Consider the following 14,934-nt stretch of genomic DNA (forward strand, 5'->3'; position numbering starts at 1 on the left):
CTGCGAAAGCGTCATAACAGACGCCAACGGATTACCGGGTTGGCTTAACCGTCACCGGCGCCTTCCCGGCCTTCATCTGCTCCAGCAACGGCGCACATTGATTGGGCTCACCCGCGCTGGGCGCTATCAGCGCCAGCAAGCCCGCCGCTGGCGCGGCAATCACACCCAATGCCACCATCCCCGCCCCACGCAACATCAATGGCACCGCTTTCACACCCGCATCCGGCTTGATGAATTTGCCCCGCACATACAGCGGCGAACGCAGCGAAATCAAACGCCAACCCTTGGATTCCGGGCTGATGGTGAGGTCCAGTTGCTCGGTCGCCATGTTCGCCGAGCCATCGATGTAGACGATCGCGTTCTCGGTATCGAAGACGAACAGCCGCGTGGTCGCCAGCCCACTCTTGATGTCGAAATCGGCCGCCGCGCAGTTGATCCTCACTTCCTTGTCGCCAAAGATTTTGCCGACCACATAGTTGCCGACGTTCAATCCCGCCAGTTCCATCAGTTCGCGGCTGATCGCGCCATCATTGATCAGCATTTTCAGATTGCCATCGGCAGTGCCCAGCAATTTGGCCACCGAGTTGCCCCGTCCGGTAAGGTCGGCGTCGCCATTGAGTTCACCGAAACTGGTTTTCATCAGATCAAAGGTGGGAAATAGCTGCTCGAGCTTGAACTTGCGCGCGGTCAGTTTGGCCTGGCCTTCCAAGGGCTCGGTACGTCCGTTCAGACGAATCTGCGCATCCAGGTTGCCGCCGGCCACACCGAAACGCAGGGGCTCGAGGCTGAGCACGCCATCCGTCAGCACTAGATGTGTGTAGAGATCGTTGAACGGCAGTTTTTCGTTGTGAACAATGCGCTTGCCGGTGAACTCAACGTCGGCATCCATGGCGCGCCAGCGTTCGGTCTTGAACTCCTCGACCGGCAGCACCTTGTCTGTCGGCTGCTTGCTTTCACCGCCACGGGCCGTTTGCTTGGCATTGGAGTCGGCGCCGATCAGCGGGGCCAGGTCGCTAAACAGCAGTTGATTGGACACCAGCGCCCCGCTGAGTTTGGGCCTTGGCTGGCTCGCGAGATAAGCCAGGTTGCCGTGGATGTCACTCTCGCCGATCTTGCCGTTGAAGTCCTCATAACGGTACAGCGCCCCGCCCGGTTCATGCAGCTTGGCGGTCAAGTGCCCGTCGGTGGCGTACGGCGGAGTATCCGGGAGCGTCACGCCGATCAGCGGATAGAGATTGCCCAGGCTGGCACCGGCCAGTTTCAAGCGCAAATCCAGGGCGCCGAGATTCAATGGATCGGTGAGCGTGCCGGCCAGCTCGACGCTGGTGTCGGCGATGTTCACTTGCGCCTGAAGCGGGAACGGCCTGGTGGCATCCTGTAAGGCCAGCAACCCCCCGATTTTGCCTTGGCCGGCCAGATTCTGGCCGTGGTATTGGCCTTTGACCTTCAACGCGAACGCGTAATCCTGCGGCGAACCGCCCTTCTCAAGCGCGGTTTTCGCCGCTTTGTCGCCGACGATGTCACTGAACGGAATCGGCTTGCCCAGCGGATCGATAAGCAAGTCGAGGCGGGTTTTCAGGCTCTGGTCGTCGAGCGTGACATGGCTCTTGTCGAAGCCGATGGCACCAATGTCCAGCGCCCAGTGTGAAGGCTCGGCGTTCGGGTCCTTGGGATCGAACTTGAACGTCCAGTTGGCGCGGCCGTCGGCCAGACGCTGCAGGTCGGCATTGGGCTCGGTCAAATCGATGCGCGGGATCACCACCCGCTGCGTCAGCAAGGCCAGCGGCGAGATGCGCAGTTCTACGCGCTTGAGGGTGGCCATCTGCGGTCGCTTCGACCAGTCCGGGCTGCCCAGGCTCAGGTCCTCGGCCACCACATGTGGCCACGGCACCCAGGCCCGCCAGCCGCCCTCGTCGGGCTCGCGCTGCCAGACCACCGCGAGGTTGCCATTGATGGCGAACGGACGATGCAGTTCTTCGGACACTTTGGCGTTCAGGGGCGGCTTGATCCGGTTCCAATCGAAGAACGCGATGATCAGTACCAGAACGGCCAGCAGGACAACGAGGCTGGCGAAGGTCCAGGCAAACATTTTACGAGTGCGCGTCATTGCACAGGGCTCCTGAATACGACTGAGCGCCCGGACAGCGACGCACCTATGAAACGTTAGGCCAGAACCGGCCTGCCATGACATCTAGGACTGGGAAATGGCGTGCAGGTTTAACCGCATAGCCGTTTAACACTCAAATAATCGGTCGTGGCCACACTGCTCCCTCATCCGGCGTTATAGACCCGCACTTTTGTGCTGCACGAGTGAGTCGAAAATACCCACATCAGCGCAAAAACGTTCGTCGGCAACGCCCGTTCTAGAGCGCTTCGACGGAACAATCAATTCCGTTGATTATTACCATTGCGTTTATGAACTTTTACATCGACTTATCGAGAGTAGCATTGCCCTCGTACCCACTTTATCGCCCTCCCAAGGAGCAACCCATCATGAAACGCGAATTACTGCTTAGCCTGACCCTCTCGATGTTAGCCAGCACCGCTTTTGCTCTGCCGGCCGCTGATCAGGCCACTCCACAAGTCAAAGACAGCCACTCGGTGTTCAGCCAAACCGTTGCCGAAGGCGGTAATGATCGCCTGAAAGAAAAAGGCCTGATCACTCAAGATGGCTCAGACCGTACCCCACAAGGTCAAACCCTGGCCGCTGACGGTACCGACCGCACCCCACAAGGCCAAACCCTGGCCGCTGACGGTACCGACCGTACCCCACAAGGCCAAACTCTGGCTGCTGACGGTACCGACCGTACCCCACAAGGCCAAACCCTGGCTGCTGACGGTACCGATCGCACTCCACAAGGCCAAACCCTGGCCGCTGACGGTACCGACCGCACCCCACAAGGCCAAACCCTGGCCGCTGACGGTACCGATCGCACCCCTCAAGGCCAAACCCTGGCTGAAGGCGGTGGTGACCGTATGATCGAACGCAACAGCGCTGTGAGCTAAGCCCATGGTGGCCCTGAAAAAAGCCCAATCCCCGGATTGGGCTTTTGACTTTATAGAAGCCGAATTTCCCCGCGCAATCCCCCGATAGTCGTTCGACGCCAGCGAAGCCGATTTGCTAGAGTGCGCCGCTGTCCCTGTCCAGAAAACACTCTTGCGATGCTGCCCCGCGCCGAACAGAAACAACAGACCCGCAACGCCCTGATGGACGCTGCCCGCCACCTGATGGAAAGCGGCCGAGGATTCGGCAGCCTGAGCCTGCGGGAAGTCACCAGAACCGCCGGAATCGTCCCCACCGGTTTCTACCGGCATTTCGCCGACATGGATGAGCTGGGCCTGGCGCTGGTGAGCGAAGTCGGTCAGACCTTCCGCGAAACCATCCGCCTGGTGCGCCATAACGAGTTCGTCATGGGCGGCATCATCGATGCCTCGGTGCGGATCTTTCTCGATGTGGTCACGGCCAATCGTTCGCAATTCCTGTTTCTGGCCCGCGAGCAGTACGGCGGTTCGCTGCCGGTGCGCCTGGCCATCGCCCGCTTGCGCGAAGACATCAGCTCGGACCTGGCGGCCGACTTGGCGCTGATGCCGAAACTGCAGCATCTGGACATTGCCGGCCTGAGCGTCATGGCGGACCTGATCGTCAAAAGCGTGTTCGCGACCTTGCCGGACATTATCGATCCACCAGCGCAGGCGTTGCCGGAGCATCTGACGCCGCAGGCGAAAATTACCCAGCAGTTGCGGTTTATCTTTATTGGCTTGAAGCATTGGCAGGGACTCGGCAGTACCGAGTAAACAATTCCCCCCTGTGGGAGCGGGCTTGCTCGCGAAGAGGGAGTGTCAGTCGACATCAATGTTGCCTGGCACACCGCCTTCGCGAGCACGCCCCCTCCCACACCGTTAATCGCGCCGCATTTTGGTGCGCCGAAAACCCTCTCGCACCAACTTCAATCAACCCCCTGCAACACTCTGCGTCTCCCTCTTCGCTCTGACAGGCATTTCCCGCGTCTCACCCGATTGGCAAGCCCCTTGCTCTAGCTACAACATCGTCTATTGCTGGAAGCCTTCCGATGCTGGTGATTCACCGCAGAATTGACCCTCAACCCGTCTGGGCCGCCGAGTTACACCTGACCTTCGAAGCCCGGAGCAAAAGCCGCTTGCGCTGTTTCAGTGCCGAGGGTGAAGACGTCGGGTTGTTTTTGGAGCGCGGTCAGCCGCCACTGTTTGACGGCGAATGCCTGCGAGCCGAAGACGGGCGCGTCGTTCGCGTTTGCGCTCGCCCCGAACAACTGCTGCACGTCACCTGCGCCAACGCCTTCGAACTGACCCGCGCCGCCTATCACTTGGGCAACCGCCATGTGGCCTTGCAAGTCGGCGACGGCTGGTTGCGCCTGCTCGACGATTACGTGCTCAAGGCCATGCTTGAACAGCTTGGCGCCAAGACCGAAAACATCGAAGCACCGTTCCAGCCAGAACACGGTGCCTACGGCGGCGGCCACCACCACTCGCGACACGGCGACGAGGATTTCAACTACCCGCCGAAACTGCACCAGTTCGGCGTGCGCTTATGAACCCGGCCTGGGCGCTGCTGCGTCTGGCCAGCCCGCAGCTGCCGATCGGCGGCTACAGCTATTCCCAAGGTTTGGAGATGGCTGTGGATAACGGCCGCGTGAACGATCCCGACAGCGCGCGACGCTGGATCAGCGATCAGTTGTTGCTGAACCTCTCCCGTTTCGAAGCACCATTGCTACTCGCCCATTGCACCGCCGCGTCCGAAGAAAACTGGGACGAGTTGCTGCAACGCTGCGAAGAGCATCGCGCCAGCCGCGAAACCCGCGAGTTGCATCAGGAAAGTCGGCAGATGGGCTATTCGCTGCAGCAATTGCTCAACGGCTTGCCGGAACTGGATGCGCCAGCCCGTGCTTTCCTCGACCAACGCCCCGAACCGCATCTGGCCCTCGGCTGGGCTCTGGCGGCCCGCGCCTGGCAAATCAGCCCGCAAGATGCGCTGGCCGCCTGGCTCTGGAGCTGGCTGGAAAATCAATTGGCGGTGCTGATGAAAACCCTGCCCCTGGGCCAGCAAGCCGCCCAGCGCCTGACCAGTGAGCTGCTGCCGTTGCTGCAACAGGCGCAGCAAGACGCCACCCGAATCAACCCCGAACACGTTGGCAGCGCCGCTTTCGGCCTGTCCCTGGCGTGCATGGCCCATGAGCGCCAGTACAGCCGTCTGTTCCGTTCCTAGGGCCTTTTATTTTGGAGAATCACATGAACGCACAACCTCTGCGCGTCGGCATCGGCGGCCCGGTCGGTTCCGGCAAAACCGCCCTGACCCTGGCCCTGTGCCTGGCTCTACGTGAACGCTACAACCTCGCCGTCGTGACCAACGACATCTACACACGCGAAGACGCCGACTTTCTGGTGCGCAACGAAGCCCTGGCGCCGGAGCGGATCATCGGCGTGGAAACCGGCGGCTGCCCGCACACGGCGATCCGCGAAGACGCCTCTATCAACCTTGAAGCCGTGGATCAACTGAACCGGCGCTTCCCGGGGCTGGACCTGATTCTGGTGGAGTCCGGTGGCGACAACCTCTCGGCGACCTTCAGCCCGGAACTGTCCGACCTCACTATCTACGTGATCGACGTCTCGGCCGGCGACAAGCTGCCGCGCAAGGGCGGGCCGGGGATCTGCAAATCCGACCTGCTGGTGATCAACAAGATCGACCTCGCGCCGCTGGTGGGCGCGTCGCTGGAGATGATGGACAGCGACACCAAACGCATGCGTAACGGCAAACCGTTCGTCTTCAGCAACCAGAAAACCGGCCAGGGCCTGGAAGCGATCATCGCCTTCATCGAACGCCAGGGTCTGCTGACTGCGGCCTGACCACACTTATCAACAAGGAAGCTTATCCATGACACTGAAACGCATTCTGGGCGCCATGGCCCTGCTGCTGACTCCAGCCATTGCCTTCGCTCATCCGGGCCATGGCGACAATGGTTTGATGGCCGGTATCAGCCACCCGATCGGCGGCCTCGATCACTTGCTGGCGATGGTTGCCGTAGGGTTGTGGGCGGCGCAGCAGAAAGGTGCTGCGCGCTGGGCACTACCGTGCACGTTTGTTGGCACCATGCTGATCGGCGGCTTGCTGGGTTTTGAAGGACTGAACCTGCCGGCGCTGGAAAGCGCGATAGCGGCATCGGTATTGGCACTGGGCCTGGCGGTGGCTTTGGCGGTGCGTCCACCATTGAGCCTGGCGGTGGCTGCGACCGCGTTGTTCGCGCTGTTCCACGGCGTGGCGCATGGCCTGGAATTGCCGGACATGTCCAGTCCCTGGGTGTACGCGGCGGGGTTTGTGGTGGCGACGGCGGCTTTGCATGCAACGGGTTATGCGGTGGTTCGAGTGCTGCCTCAAGCGGCCGCTCCGTTGGTTCGGCTGGCCGGTGCGGCTTCGGCGGCGACCGGGGTCTGGTTGTTGGCAGGCTGACTTTTTTATCGCCTGTTCTGGCCTCTTCGCGAGCAAGCCCGCTGCCACAGATCGAGTGTGGGAGCGGGCTTGCTCGCGAAGGCGGCCTGACAGACACCGCGTCTCTCGGGCCTGCCTCTCTGCTACCATGTCGCGCAATCGCCCCTGCCGTGACGACGCCAGCCAATGCCGCCTGTTTCCCGCTCTGCTTCCCAGCCTGAATTGACCGCCCTGTTCGCCTCGGTGCAACAGCACTTCCAGAACGTGATCGTGCCGCTTTGGCAAGGCCCCGGCTGGAACGCCGACATGGCATTGCCTTTTGAAGCGCTGGACGCCGAACATCGACCGCTGCCCCCTCAGCGCTACCGGGCCATGGCCTGCGCGCGGCAGTTGTATCTGTTTTCCAGCCTGATCGGCCAAGTGCCCCAGGCCGAAGAACGTGCGGCGGCGCTGTTCCGTTCCTTGCAGCGGCATTTCCACGATGCCGAGCATGGCGGCTGGTTCTACAGCATCGACCCGCAAGGTGCGCCGCTGGATCAACGCAAAGACCTCTACACCCACGCCTTCATCCTGTTCGCCTGCGCTCATTACTGGAGCAAGGTCCGCGAACCGCTGGTGGAGTCGGTGCTCAACGCCGCGCTGGAAGTTGTGGCGCAACGTTTCGCCACGGGCGACGGCCTGTACGAAGCCAGCCTGGACCGTGACTGGTCCTCGCTCGAATCCGGGCCGCTGCAGAATCCTTTGATGCATTTGGCCGAAGCCTTCCTCGCCACCCTTTCGGTGCGCGAAGACGCTGCTGTGCAAGGCGCGCTCGTCGAGTTATGCACAGCCATGCAGAAACGCTTCATCGATCCGCAACACGCGGTGCTGATGGAGAAACCGCTGGGGGCTGTGGATAACTGGTTCGAGCCGGGCCATCAGTTCGAATGGTATTTCCTGCTGCAATCCTCACCGCTGCTGCGTGGCTCGAAACTGCACACCTCGCTGGAACGCGCGTTTGCGCTCACCGAGCAACGAGGTGTCGATCAGCAGACCGGTGCTGTGCGAGCGATGCTGGAACTGGACGACCGCCCACGCGACGCGACCCAACGCATCTGGGCCCAGGCCGAATATCTGCGCGCCCTGACCTTGCGCCCGGGCAGCGAAGCATCGGTGCAGCACCAATTGCAGGCGTTGCAACAGCGCTTTCTGCATGGGGGCGGTTGGTATGAGTGTCGCGATGAGCATGGCGAAGTGAGCCGCAAGGACATGCCTTCGACCACGCCTTATCACTTGGCAACCTGTTATCGCGGGTTGGCCGAGTATCTCGGCTGAGTTTTTTGTGGCGAGGGGGCTTTTGCCCCCGTTGGGCTGCGCAGCAGCCCTTGTGTTTTGTCAGTTGCATCGCAGGTGGCTGCTTCGCACCCGAACGGGGGCAAGCCCCCTCGCCACAATTACGCCTTGCCACCATTACGCTCAATGGCAAACCCGCTCCAGGTCTGGCTCACCGGCATCAGCTCGAGGCTGTTGATATTGATGTGGGCCGGCGCGTTGAGCACCCAGAAAATGGTCTCGGCGATGTCTTGCGGCTGGATCGGCTCGGCACCGGCGTAAGTGGCGTTGTAACGCTCCTGATCACCGGCAAAACGCACCAGCGAGAACTCGCTCTCGCACAGGCCCGGCTCGATGTTGCTGACCCGTACACCCGTACCTTGCAGGTCGCAGCGCAGGTTCAGGGAGAACTGCTTGACGAACGCTTTGCTCGCGCCATACACGTGGCTGCCCGGGTACGGGTAATTGCCGGCGATGGAGCCGAGGTTGACGATGCTGGCGCCACGACCATGAGCGATCAAACGCGGCAGCAACAGGCGGGTGCTGTACATCAGGCCTTTGATGTTGGTGTCGACCATGGTGTCCCAATCATCAAGATCGCACTTGGGGGCCGGGTCCACGCCCAAGGCCAGGCCGGCGTTGTTGATCAGCCCGCGCAACTTGGCGAAGGACGGTGGCAGATTGGCAATCGCCTCCTCCATGGCCTTGCGATCCCGTACGTCGAGTACCAGGCCATGAACCTCGGTCTGCTTCGACAACTCGGCGCACAGGGCATTGAGGCGCTCTTCACGACGACCTGTCAGCACCAGCTTCCAGCCGGCCTCGGCAAAACGACGGGCACAGGCTTCACCAAAACCGGAAGTCGCGCCGGTAATAAACAGGGTGTTGGACATCGTGTTCTCCTTGCTTCGACTGATCGACAGCCCTTGGAATAGAAAATCAGCTCGCAGCATGCCCGGCCTTGTCCACAGCGGCAACCGTCGAAAAAAACGTACAAAAAACGATCAATGCTGGCAACGCCATATGCGCCGTGGGTTGCAGCCATGTACGCGCACCTTATCCACAGGCCGGTCCACAGTTTCCGGGGGCAAGTGGAAAAGCTGCAAGCCGCTGTCCACAAGGCTTTGCGGGCAGATTAGAAAGTTTTTTGCTTGACCCTCGGGGGCCTGCTGTGTAGCCCCGGGCAATTCGCACGACCGAGCGGGCAAACCGACGATGGCGCCAAGCCAGTAACTACGGCCCTCAGCCGAGTCTTTCCAGAGTTTAATCACAGACTTATCCACAGGCTTGTCCACCTCGATTCATACGGTGTTCGCCCATAATAAACAGGTTGACAACGCCGGCTCGAGGGCCAGCAAAAACACCTGATCAAAAAACAACCACACCTCTGCAAGCCACGGATTCAAAGGCTTGCAGCCAGCTACTCCCACGTTATTCACAGCCAGCTCCACAGCAAACGGGGACAAGTCAAAACCGTGACAAAACAGCAATTTGCAGCGGCTTTATGTCGCGCTTTGCGAGGTCATGAATATTGTTTTCCACAATTTCCCAAAAGCACACCGCCCATGTGGGAGCGAGCTTGCTCGCGATAACGGTGGGTCAATGAAAAGCATGTCGACTGACACTCCGCTATCGCGAGCAGGCTCGCTCCCACAGGGTTAGTGGCGTTTCATAGATAGAAAAAAGCCCCGACGATTGCTCGTCGGGGCTCGTTGTTGCAACGCAGAACTCAGTGGCCGCCAAGGTAGGCGTTACGCACCTCCTCGTTCACCAGCAGTTCCTTGCCGGTACCGCTGAGGCGGATCTCGCCGTTGACCATTACGTACGCCCGGTCCGACAGCTTGAGGGCGTGGTTGGCGTTTTGCTCCACCAGGAAGATGGTCATGCCGGTCTTGGCCAGTTCCCGCAGGGTCGCGAAGATCTGTTTCACCACGATCGGGGCCAGGCCAAGGCTCGGTTCGTCGAGCAGCAGCAATTTCGGCCGGCTCATCAGTGCACGGGCGATGGCGAGCATCTGCTGCTCGCCGCCAGACATGGTCATGGCCCGCTGGGTGCGTCGCTCTTCGAGGCGCGGGAACAGCTCGAACATGCGCTGCATGTCTTCCTTGGCGTACTTGTCACCGATCGGGATGGTGCCCATCAGCAGGTTTTCCTCGACGGTCATGTCAGGGAACACCCGGCGGCCTTCCGGCGATTGAGCGATACCGTTGGACGCGATGTAGTGGGACGACTTGTGAGTGATATCCACACCCTGATAGACGATTTGCCCGTCAGCCGCCCGTGGCTGGCCGAAGATCGACATCAGCAGGGTCGACTTGCCGGCACCGTTGGAGCCGATCAGGCTGACGGTTTCACCTTCATTGATGTGCAACGAGACTTTCTTCAGGGCCTGGATCGGTCCGTAGAACACGTCGATCTCTTTCAGTTCGAGGATCGGTTGACTCATACCAGCTCCTCTTCGTCGGCGCCCAGGTAGGCGGCAATCACTTTCGGATCGTGTCGGATCGCTTCGGGTCCGCCCTCGGCGATGACAACGCCGTGGTCCAGCACCACGATGTGGTCGGAAATGCTCATGACCATGCCCATGTCGTGTTCGATCAGCACCACGGTCAGATCGTGCTCGTCGCGCAGCAGCCGGATCATCGCGCTCAGCGCTTCGGTTTCCTGAGGGTTGAGGCCGGCGGCCGGTTCGTCGAGGCAGATGATCTGCGGCCGGGTACACATGGCCCGGGCGATCTCCAGACGACGCTGCTGACCGTAGGACAGTTCACCGGCCAGCCGGTTGGCGCAATCCACCAGGTCCACCACTTCCAGCCAGTAGAACGCATGGTCCAGCGCATCGCTTTCGGCCTTGCGGTAGCCCTTGGTATTGAGGATGCCCGCCAGCATGCCGCGGTTGACCCACATGTGCTGGGCCACCAGCAGGTTTTCCAGCACCGACATCTCCTTGAACAGGCGAATGTTCTGGAAAGTCCGCGCCAGACCGGCACGGTTGATCAGGTGCGTGCCACCGAACATCTTGTAGCGGAGCCGGCTGACGAAGCTTTTCGGCGAAACGAAATCGATGGCCTTGAACGGTTCCCCGAGCATCTTGATGACGTTGGTTTTCACGCCTCGGGTGTTGAGCTCGATATGCCCGCCGGACGCTTTGTAGAACCCGGTCAGGCAGTTGAACACGGTGGTCTTGCCTGCGCCGTTGGGGCCTATCAGCGCGAAGATCGAGTTGCGCTTGACCTTCAGGCTGACGTCGCTCAGCGCTTTGATGCCACCGAAGTGCATCATCAGATTCTCGACCGAGAGTACGACTTCACTCATGGCGCTACTCCTTTACGCGGGGTCACACCGGTACGGCTGATCCGAATCAGGCCGCGCGGTCGCCAGATCATCATCAACACCATCAGGATGCCGAACAGCAGCACGCGATACTCGGCGAAGCCGCGCAGCAGTTCCGGGGCAACGGTCAGCACGAACGCTGCAATCACCACGCCGATGGTCGAACCCATGCCGCCGAGTACCACGATGGCGAGGATCAGTGCCGATTCGAAGAAGGTGAACGACGTCGGGTTCACAAAGCCTTGATAGGTCGCGAAGAACACCCCGGCCAGACCCGCCGTCGATGCGCCGATGGTGAACGCCGACAGCTTGACCAATACATGATTGAGCCCCATGGAGCGGCAGGCGATTTCGTCCTCACGCAAGGCTTCCCACGCGCGACCGACCGGCATGCGAGTCAAGCGGTGCTTGATGTACAGCACGGCCAGCACCACCAGGAACAACACCGCATAAATGAAGTAGTACTTCACGTCCGGGTTATAGGCGATGCCGAAGAACTCATGGAACGGAACTCCGCCCTCTTTCGCCCGTTTGCCGAACTCGATACCGAAGAACGTCGGCAACGGTGCCGCCATACCATTCGGGCCACCGGTCAGGGTCAGCCAGTTGTTGAGGATCAGCCGGATGATTTCACCAAAACCCAGGGTCACGATGGCCAGGTAATCACCGTGCAGGCGCAACACCGGGAAACCCAGGATGCACCCGGCCAGCCCGGCGGTGATCGCCGCCAAAGGCAATACCGTCCAGAAGCCCAGCCCCAGGTATTGATAACCGAGCGCCAGCCCGTAGGCACCAATGGCGTAGAACGCCACGTAACCCAGGTCGAGCAGACCGGCCAGGCCGACCACAATGTTCAGGCCCAGGCCCAGCAGCACGTAGATCAACCCGAGGATGACCACGCCCAGCAGGTAGGAGTTGGAGAAAAACGGCAGCACCACGGCGATGACAATCATCAGCGGGATGATCCAGCGCAACCGGGATTTGTAATCGGGCGCCAGTACATGAACGCCAGAGCCGGTGCTTTCAAAGCCTTCGAGAATTCTCAGGCCTTTGGGTGTTTGCAGAAACAGGCTCAGGGCAAAGCGGCCGGTCATGACGATGGCGACAATCCAGCCCACCCTCACCGGCTCCAGATTGAAGCTGTAGCCGTCCAGGACAATGCCGACAATCGGGCCGAACACAATCAGGGCAATCAGGCCGGCAAGAATCGCGTCAACCAGGCTTTTTTTGACATCAATGGTTTTTTTAGTGGTTGAAGACATCGCTTACACCTTCGACACAAGAGGACGGCCGAGCAGGCCTTGAGGCCGAAAGACCAGAACAAGAACGAGCAGCGAGAAGCTGAAAACGTCTTTGTAATCCGAGTTGACCAGCCCCGAGAACAACGACTCGGAGATCCCGAGAATGATCCCTCCCAGCATGGCGCCGGGCAGTGAGCCGATCCCGCCGAGTACCGCCGCGGTGAACGCCTTGATACCGATGACGAAGCCCGCGTAGAAGTCGAACGTGCCGTAGTTCATGGTGATCAGCACGCCGGCCAGGGCCGCCATCGCGGCACCGATGATGAACACGTAGGAAATCACCCGATCGGTGTTGATCCCCAGTATCGAAGCCATCTTGCGGTCTTGCTGGGTAGCGCGGCACATGCGGCCGAGTTTGGTGTACTTGATGACGTAGGTCAGCAGGCCCATCCCGACGAATGCGGCGACCAGAATGAAGATTTTGGTGTAGGTGAGTTGAACGAAGCCGCTTCCGACTTCAACGCGCCATGCACCGGTCAGCAGTGTCGGTACACCCTGTTGGCGGGCGCCCTGACTGATCTGTGCATAGTTTTGCAGGATCAGCGAAATACCGATGGCGCTGATCAGCGGTGCCAGTCGGGTGGAGTTGCGCAGCGGTTTGTAGGCGACGCGCTCGATGACCCAGCCATACACCGCGGTGACGATGATGGTGAAGACCAGCGTGCCGAGCATCAGCAGCGGGAAGGATTCGATACCGAAGTAAGCCAGCAGAGCCAGACTGATCGCCGCGAGGTACGCAGAGATCATGTAAACCTCGCCATGGGCGAAGTTGATCATGCCAATGATGCCATAGACCATTGTGTAGCCGATGGCGATCAGGCCATAGACCGACCCGAGGGTCAGGCCGTTGACCAGTTGCTGCAGGAAAATACCATCCATAACGCAATCTCACGCACTTGAGAGACTGCACAGAAGCCAGTTGCAACAGACCGCGGTTCAGCCGCCGGTGCAACACGCTGGTGTGCAGCTCTACGAGAAAAGACAGACGAGCCTTCTGGCGGATACCAGTCAGCTAAATAGCGGTGAACACAATCTTTGTGGCGAGGGAGCTTGCTCCCGCTGGGTCGCAAAGCATCCCCTAAAACAGGACTGCTGCGCAGTCCAACGGGAGCAAGCTCCCTCACCACAGGCCGGTCACACGCTCATATCACTTCTGTTTTTCCAGTTGGTGGTATTTGCCGTCCTTGTCCCACTGGTAAACCACGTAGTCAGAGACTTTCAGGTCGCCCTTGGCGTCCCAGGTCTTCTCGCCCATCACGGTTTGGACCTTGTTGGCTTTCAGCCATTTGGCGGCGTCGTCGCCCTTGTTGGACTTGGCACCGTTGAAGCCGGCAGCCAGGGCCTGAACCGAAGCGTAAGCATAGAGGGTGTAGCCTTCAGGCTCGGTACCGGCCTTGCGGAAGGCGTCTACCACAGTCTTGCTGTCTGGCAGCAGGCGTGGGTCGGCACCGAAGGTCATGTACACGCCATCAACGTTCTGTGGGCCACCGGCGGTGGTCACGAGTTCGTCGGTCACGATGCCGTCATCGGACATGAACTTGACGTCCTTGAGGCCCTGCTCACGCAGTTGACGAACCAGTGGACCGGCTTCCGGGTGCAGGCCACCGAAATAGACGACATCGGCACCGGCCGCACGGATCTTGGTTACCACGGCGCTGAAGTCTTTCTCGCCACGGGTCAGGCCTTCGTACAGCACCGGCGTTACGCCGCGCTTGGCCAACTGGGCCTTGGTGGCATCCGCCAGACCTTGGCCGTAGGTGTCTTTGTCGTGCAGAACCACGACTTTCTTGCCCTTGAGCACGTCGACGATGTAGTCGCCGGCAACGATGCCTTGCTGGTCGTCACGGCCGCACATACGGAACATGGCGGCCAGGCCGCGTTCAGTGACCTGCGGGTTGGTGGAACCTGGAGTGATCGCAATGATGCCCGCTTCGTCGTAGATCTCGGAGGCCGGAATGGTCGACGAGGAGCAGAAGTGACCGACCACGCCAGCGACTTTCTGGTTGGTCAGGTCCTTGGCGACCGTCACAGCCTGCTTCGGTTCGCAGGCGTCATCGCCTTTGACCAGTACGATTTTTTCCCCGTTGATACCGCCGGCGGCATTGACCGCATCGGCCGCTGCCTGTGCACCCTTCATGTACTGTTCGCCAAATGCCGCGTTGGCGCCTGTCATCGGACCCGCCACACCGATTTTCACATCAGCCTGTGCAAACGCAGAAACACCCAACGCAGCTGCCACTGCGAGGGCCAGAAAGCCTTTCTTGTAAAACGTCTGGGACATGAGGTGGTGCTCCAAGGTTTTTTTTTAGTTGGCACTGCGACTTCACTGAATGCTCAGAGCAAGGGCCGTGCCATCGGTTTTTTATTCTGAAAAAAGTCGCTGCTTTATTGTTATTTCGACTGTTTCGGACCCTTTTTCATTGGGTGTGCAACCGTCTAAACCGCGAGAGGTGAAACCATTTATTTTAAAAGGCGCAACCCGTATGAGCCATCATTGCAACCGCAGCACTAAACGATGTGCAACCGGCC

14 protein-coding genes are annotated in these 14,934 nt (G+C 60.1%); 7 read left to right on the forward strand and 7 right to left on the reverse strand.

Features of this window, described 5'->3' with window-relative positions:
* Positions 1 to 31: 31 nt before the first annotated feature.
* Positions 32 to 2,107, reverse strand: coding sequence for an AsmA family protein (locus tag AACY49_RS09155; RefSeq protein ID WP_339523127.1), 2,076 nt, complete (start codon positions 2,105 to 2,107; stop codon positions 32 to 34).
* 386 nt (positions 2,108 to 2,493) lie between these two features.
* On the opposite strand from AACY49_RS09155, the gene AACY49_RS09160 reads away from it, so the two are divergent.
* From AACY49_RS09160 to AACY49_RS09190, 7 genes are all read left to right on the forward strand, one after another.
* Complete coding sequence (locus AACY49_RS09160; protein ID WP_339523129.1) at positions 2,494 to 3,006, forward strand: hypothetical protein; 513 nt, start codon at positions 2,494 to 2,496, stop codon at positions 3,004 to 3,006.
* A gap of 156 nt (positions 3,007 to 3,162) precedes the next feature.
* Positions 3,163 to 3,795 carry a TetR family transcriptional regulator gene (locus AACY49_RS09165; protein ID WP_258697788.1) on the forward strand — a complete coding sequence of 211 codons (633 nt, stop codon included), beginning with the start codon at positions 3,163 to 3,165 and terminating at the stop codon, positions 3,793 to 3,795.
* 275 nt (positions 3,796 to 4,070) lie between these two features.
* The gene (gene ureE / locus AACY49_RS09170; protein WP_258697789.1) at positions 4,071 to 4,571 is read left to right on the forward strand and encodes an urease accessory protein UreE; all 501 of its coding nucleotides are present in this window, start codon (positions 4,071 to 4,073) and stop codon (positions 4,569 to 4,571) included.
* Positions 4,568 to 5,242 carry an urease accessory protein UreF gene (locus tag AACY49_RS09175; RefSeq protein WP_258697790.1) on the forward strand — a complete coding sequence of 225 codons (675 nt, stop codon included), beginning with the start codon at positions 4,568 to 4,570 and terminating at the stop codon, positions 5,240 to 5,242. The genes ureE and AACY49_RS09175 overlap by 4 nt, the downstream gene beginning before the upstream one ends.
* Before the next feature lie 23 nt (positions 5,243 to 5,265).
* Positions 5,266 to 5,880: an urease accessory protein UreG gene (ureG, locus tag AACY49_RS09180; RefSeq protein ID WP_258697791.1), complete on the forward strand. Its 615-nt coding sequence runs from the start codon at positions 5,266 to 5,268 to the stop codon at positions 5,878 to 5,880.
* A gap of 28 nt (positions 5,881 to 5,908) precedes the next feature.
* The gene (locus AACY49_RS09185) at positions 5,909 to 6,481 is read left to right on the forward strand and encodes a HupE/UreJ family protein (RefSeq protein ID WP_339523136.1); all 573 of its coding nucleotides are present in this window, start codon (positions 5,909 to 5,911) and stop codon (positions 6,479 to 6,481) included.
* A 165-nt stretch (positions 6,482 to 6,646) separates the two neighbouring features.
* Complete coding sequence (locus AACY49_RS09190) at positions 6,647 to 7,774, forward strand: AGE family epimerase/isomerase (protein ID WP_339523138.1); 1,128 nt, start codon at positions 6,647 to 6,649, stop codon at positions 7,772 to 7,774.
* 119 nt (positions 7,775 to 7,893) lie between these two features.
* On the opposite strand, the gene AACY49_RS09195 is transcribed toward AACY49_RS09190, so the two are convergent.
* The 6 genes from AACY49_RS09195 to AACY49_RS09220 all read right to left on the reverse strand — a co-directional run bounded on the left by AACY49_RS09195 (position 7,894) and on the right by AACY49_RS09220 (position 14,686).
* Positions 7,894 to 8,664, reverse strand: a complete 771-nt coding sequence (locus AACY49_RS09195) for an SDR family oxidoreductase (RefSeq protein ID WP_258697794.1) — start codon at positions 8,662 to 8,664, stop codon at positions 7,894 to 7,896.
* 836 nt (positions 8,665 to 9,500) lie between these two features.
* Positions 9,501 to 10,217, reverse strand: a complete 717-nt coding sequence (locus AACY49_RS09200; protein ID WP_258697795.1) for an ABC transporter ATP-binding protein — start codon at positions 10,215 to 10,217, stop codon at positions 9,501 to 9,503.
* Entirely contained in the window at positions 10,214 to 11,086 is an 873-nt protein-coding gene (locus AACY49_RS09205) for an ABC transporter ATP-binding protein (protein WP_339523141.1), read from the reverse strand. The genes AACY49_RS09200 and AACY49_RS09205 overlap by 4 nt, the downstream gene beginning before the upstream one ends.
* On the reverse strand, positions 11,083 to 12,366 hold the full coding sequence (gene livM, locus AACY49_RS09210) for a high-affinity branched-chain amino acid ABC transporter permease LivM (RefSeq protein WP_320392406.1): 1,284 nt from the start codon (positions 12,364 to 12,366) through the stop codon (positions 11,083 to 11,085). Before livM ends, AACY49_RS09205 begins: the two co-directional genes overlap by 4 nt.
* A gap of 3 nt (positions 12,367 to 12,369) precedes the next feature.
* A complete protein-coding gene (locus AACY49_RS09215; RefSeq protein WP_007939055.1) occupies positions 12,370 to 13,284 on the reverse strand; it encodes an ABC transporter permease subunit in 915 nt (304 codons plus the stop codon).
* A 268-nt stretch (positions 13,285 to 13,552) separates the two neighbouring features.
* Positions 13,553 to 14,686 carry a branched-chain amino acid ABC transporter substrate-binding protein gene (locus tag AACY49_RS09220; RefSeq protein ID WP_258697798.1) on the reverse strand — a complete coding sequence of 378 codons (1,134 nt, stop codon included), beginning with the start codon at positions 14,684 to 14,686 and terminating at the stop codon, positions 13,553 to 13,555.
* Between the last annotated feature and the right edge of the window lie 248 nt (positions 14,687 to 14,934).

This window comes from Pseudomonas sp. EL_65y_Pfl2_R96 (assembly GCF_963970905.1).
Lineage (GTDB): Bacteria > Pseudomonadota > Gammaproteobacteria > Pseudomonadales > Pseudomonadaceae > Aquipseudomonas.

What these genes read in the sequence shown, in the direction of transcription:
- AACY49_RS09195 (WP_258697794.1), bottom strand. Translation starts at nt 8,664, where the DNA reads ATGTCCAACACCCTGTTTATTACCGGCGCGACTTCCGGTTTTGGTGAA.
- AACY49_RS09165 (WP_258697788.1), top strand. Translation starts at nt 3,163, where the DNA reads ATGCTGCCCCGCGCCGAACAGAAACAACAGACCCGCAACGCCCTGATG.
- AACY49_RS09175 (WP_258697790.1), top strand. Translation starts at nt 4,568, where the DNA reads ATGAACCCGGCCTGGGCGCTGCTGCGTCTGGCCAGCCCGCAGCTGCCG.
- AACY49_RS09190 (WP_339523138.1), top strand. Translation starts at nt 6,647, where the DNA reads ATGCCGCCTGTTTCCCGCTCTGCTTCCCAGCCTGAATTGACCGCCCTG.
- AACY49_RS09160 (WP_339523129.1), top strand. Translation starts at nt 2,494, where the DNA reads ATGAAACGCGAATTACTGCTTAGCCTGACCCTCTCGATGTTAGCCAGC.
- AACY49_RS09215 (WP_007939055.1), bottom strand. Translation starts at nt 13,284, where the DNA reads ATGGATGGTATTTTCCTGCAGCAACTGGTCAACGGCCTGACCCTCGGG.
- AACY49_RS09155 (WP_339523127.1), bottom strand. Translation starts at nt 2,107, where the DNA reads ATGACGCGCACTCGTAAAATGTTTGCCTGGACCTTCGCCAGCCTCGTT.
- livM (WP_320392406.1), bottom strand. Translation starts at nt 12,366, where the DNA reads ATGTCTTCAACCACTAAAAAAACCATTGATGTCAAAAAAAGCCTGGTT.
- AACY49_RS09185 (WP_339523136.1), top strand. Translation starts at nt 5,909, where the DNA reads ATGACACTGAAACGCATTCTGGGCGCCATGGCCCTGCTGCTGACTCCA.
- AACY49_RS09205 (WP_339523141.1), bottom strand. Translation starts at nt 11,086, where the DNA reads ATGAGTGAAGTCGTACTCTCGGTCGAGAATCTGATGATGCACTTCGGT.
- AACY49_RS09220 (WP_258697798.1), bottom strand. Translation starts at nt 14,686, where the DNA reads ATGTCCCAGACGTTTTACAAGAAAGGCTTTCTGGCCCTCGCAGTGGCA.
- ureE (WP_258697789.1), top strand. Translation starts at nt 4,071, where the DNA reads ATGCTGGTGATTCACCGCAGAATTGACCCTCAACCCGTCTGGGCCGCC.
- AACY49_RS09200 (WP_258697795.1), bottom strand. Translation starts at nt 10,217, where the DNA reads ATGAGTCAACCGATCCTCGAACTGAAAGAGATCGACGTGTTCTACGGA.
- ureG (WP_258697791.1), top strand. Translation starts at nt 5,266, where the DNA reads ATGAACGCACAACCTCTGCGCGTCGGCATCGGCGGCCCGGTCGGTTCC.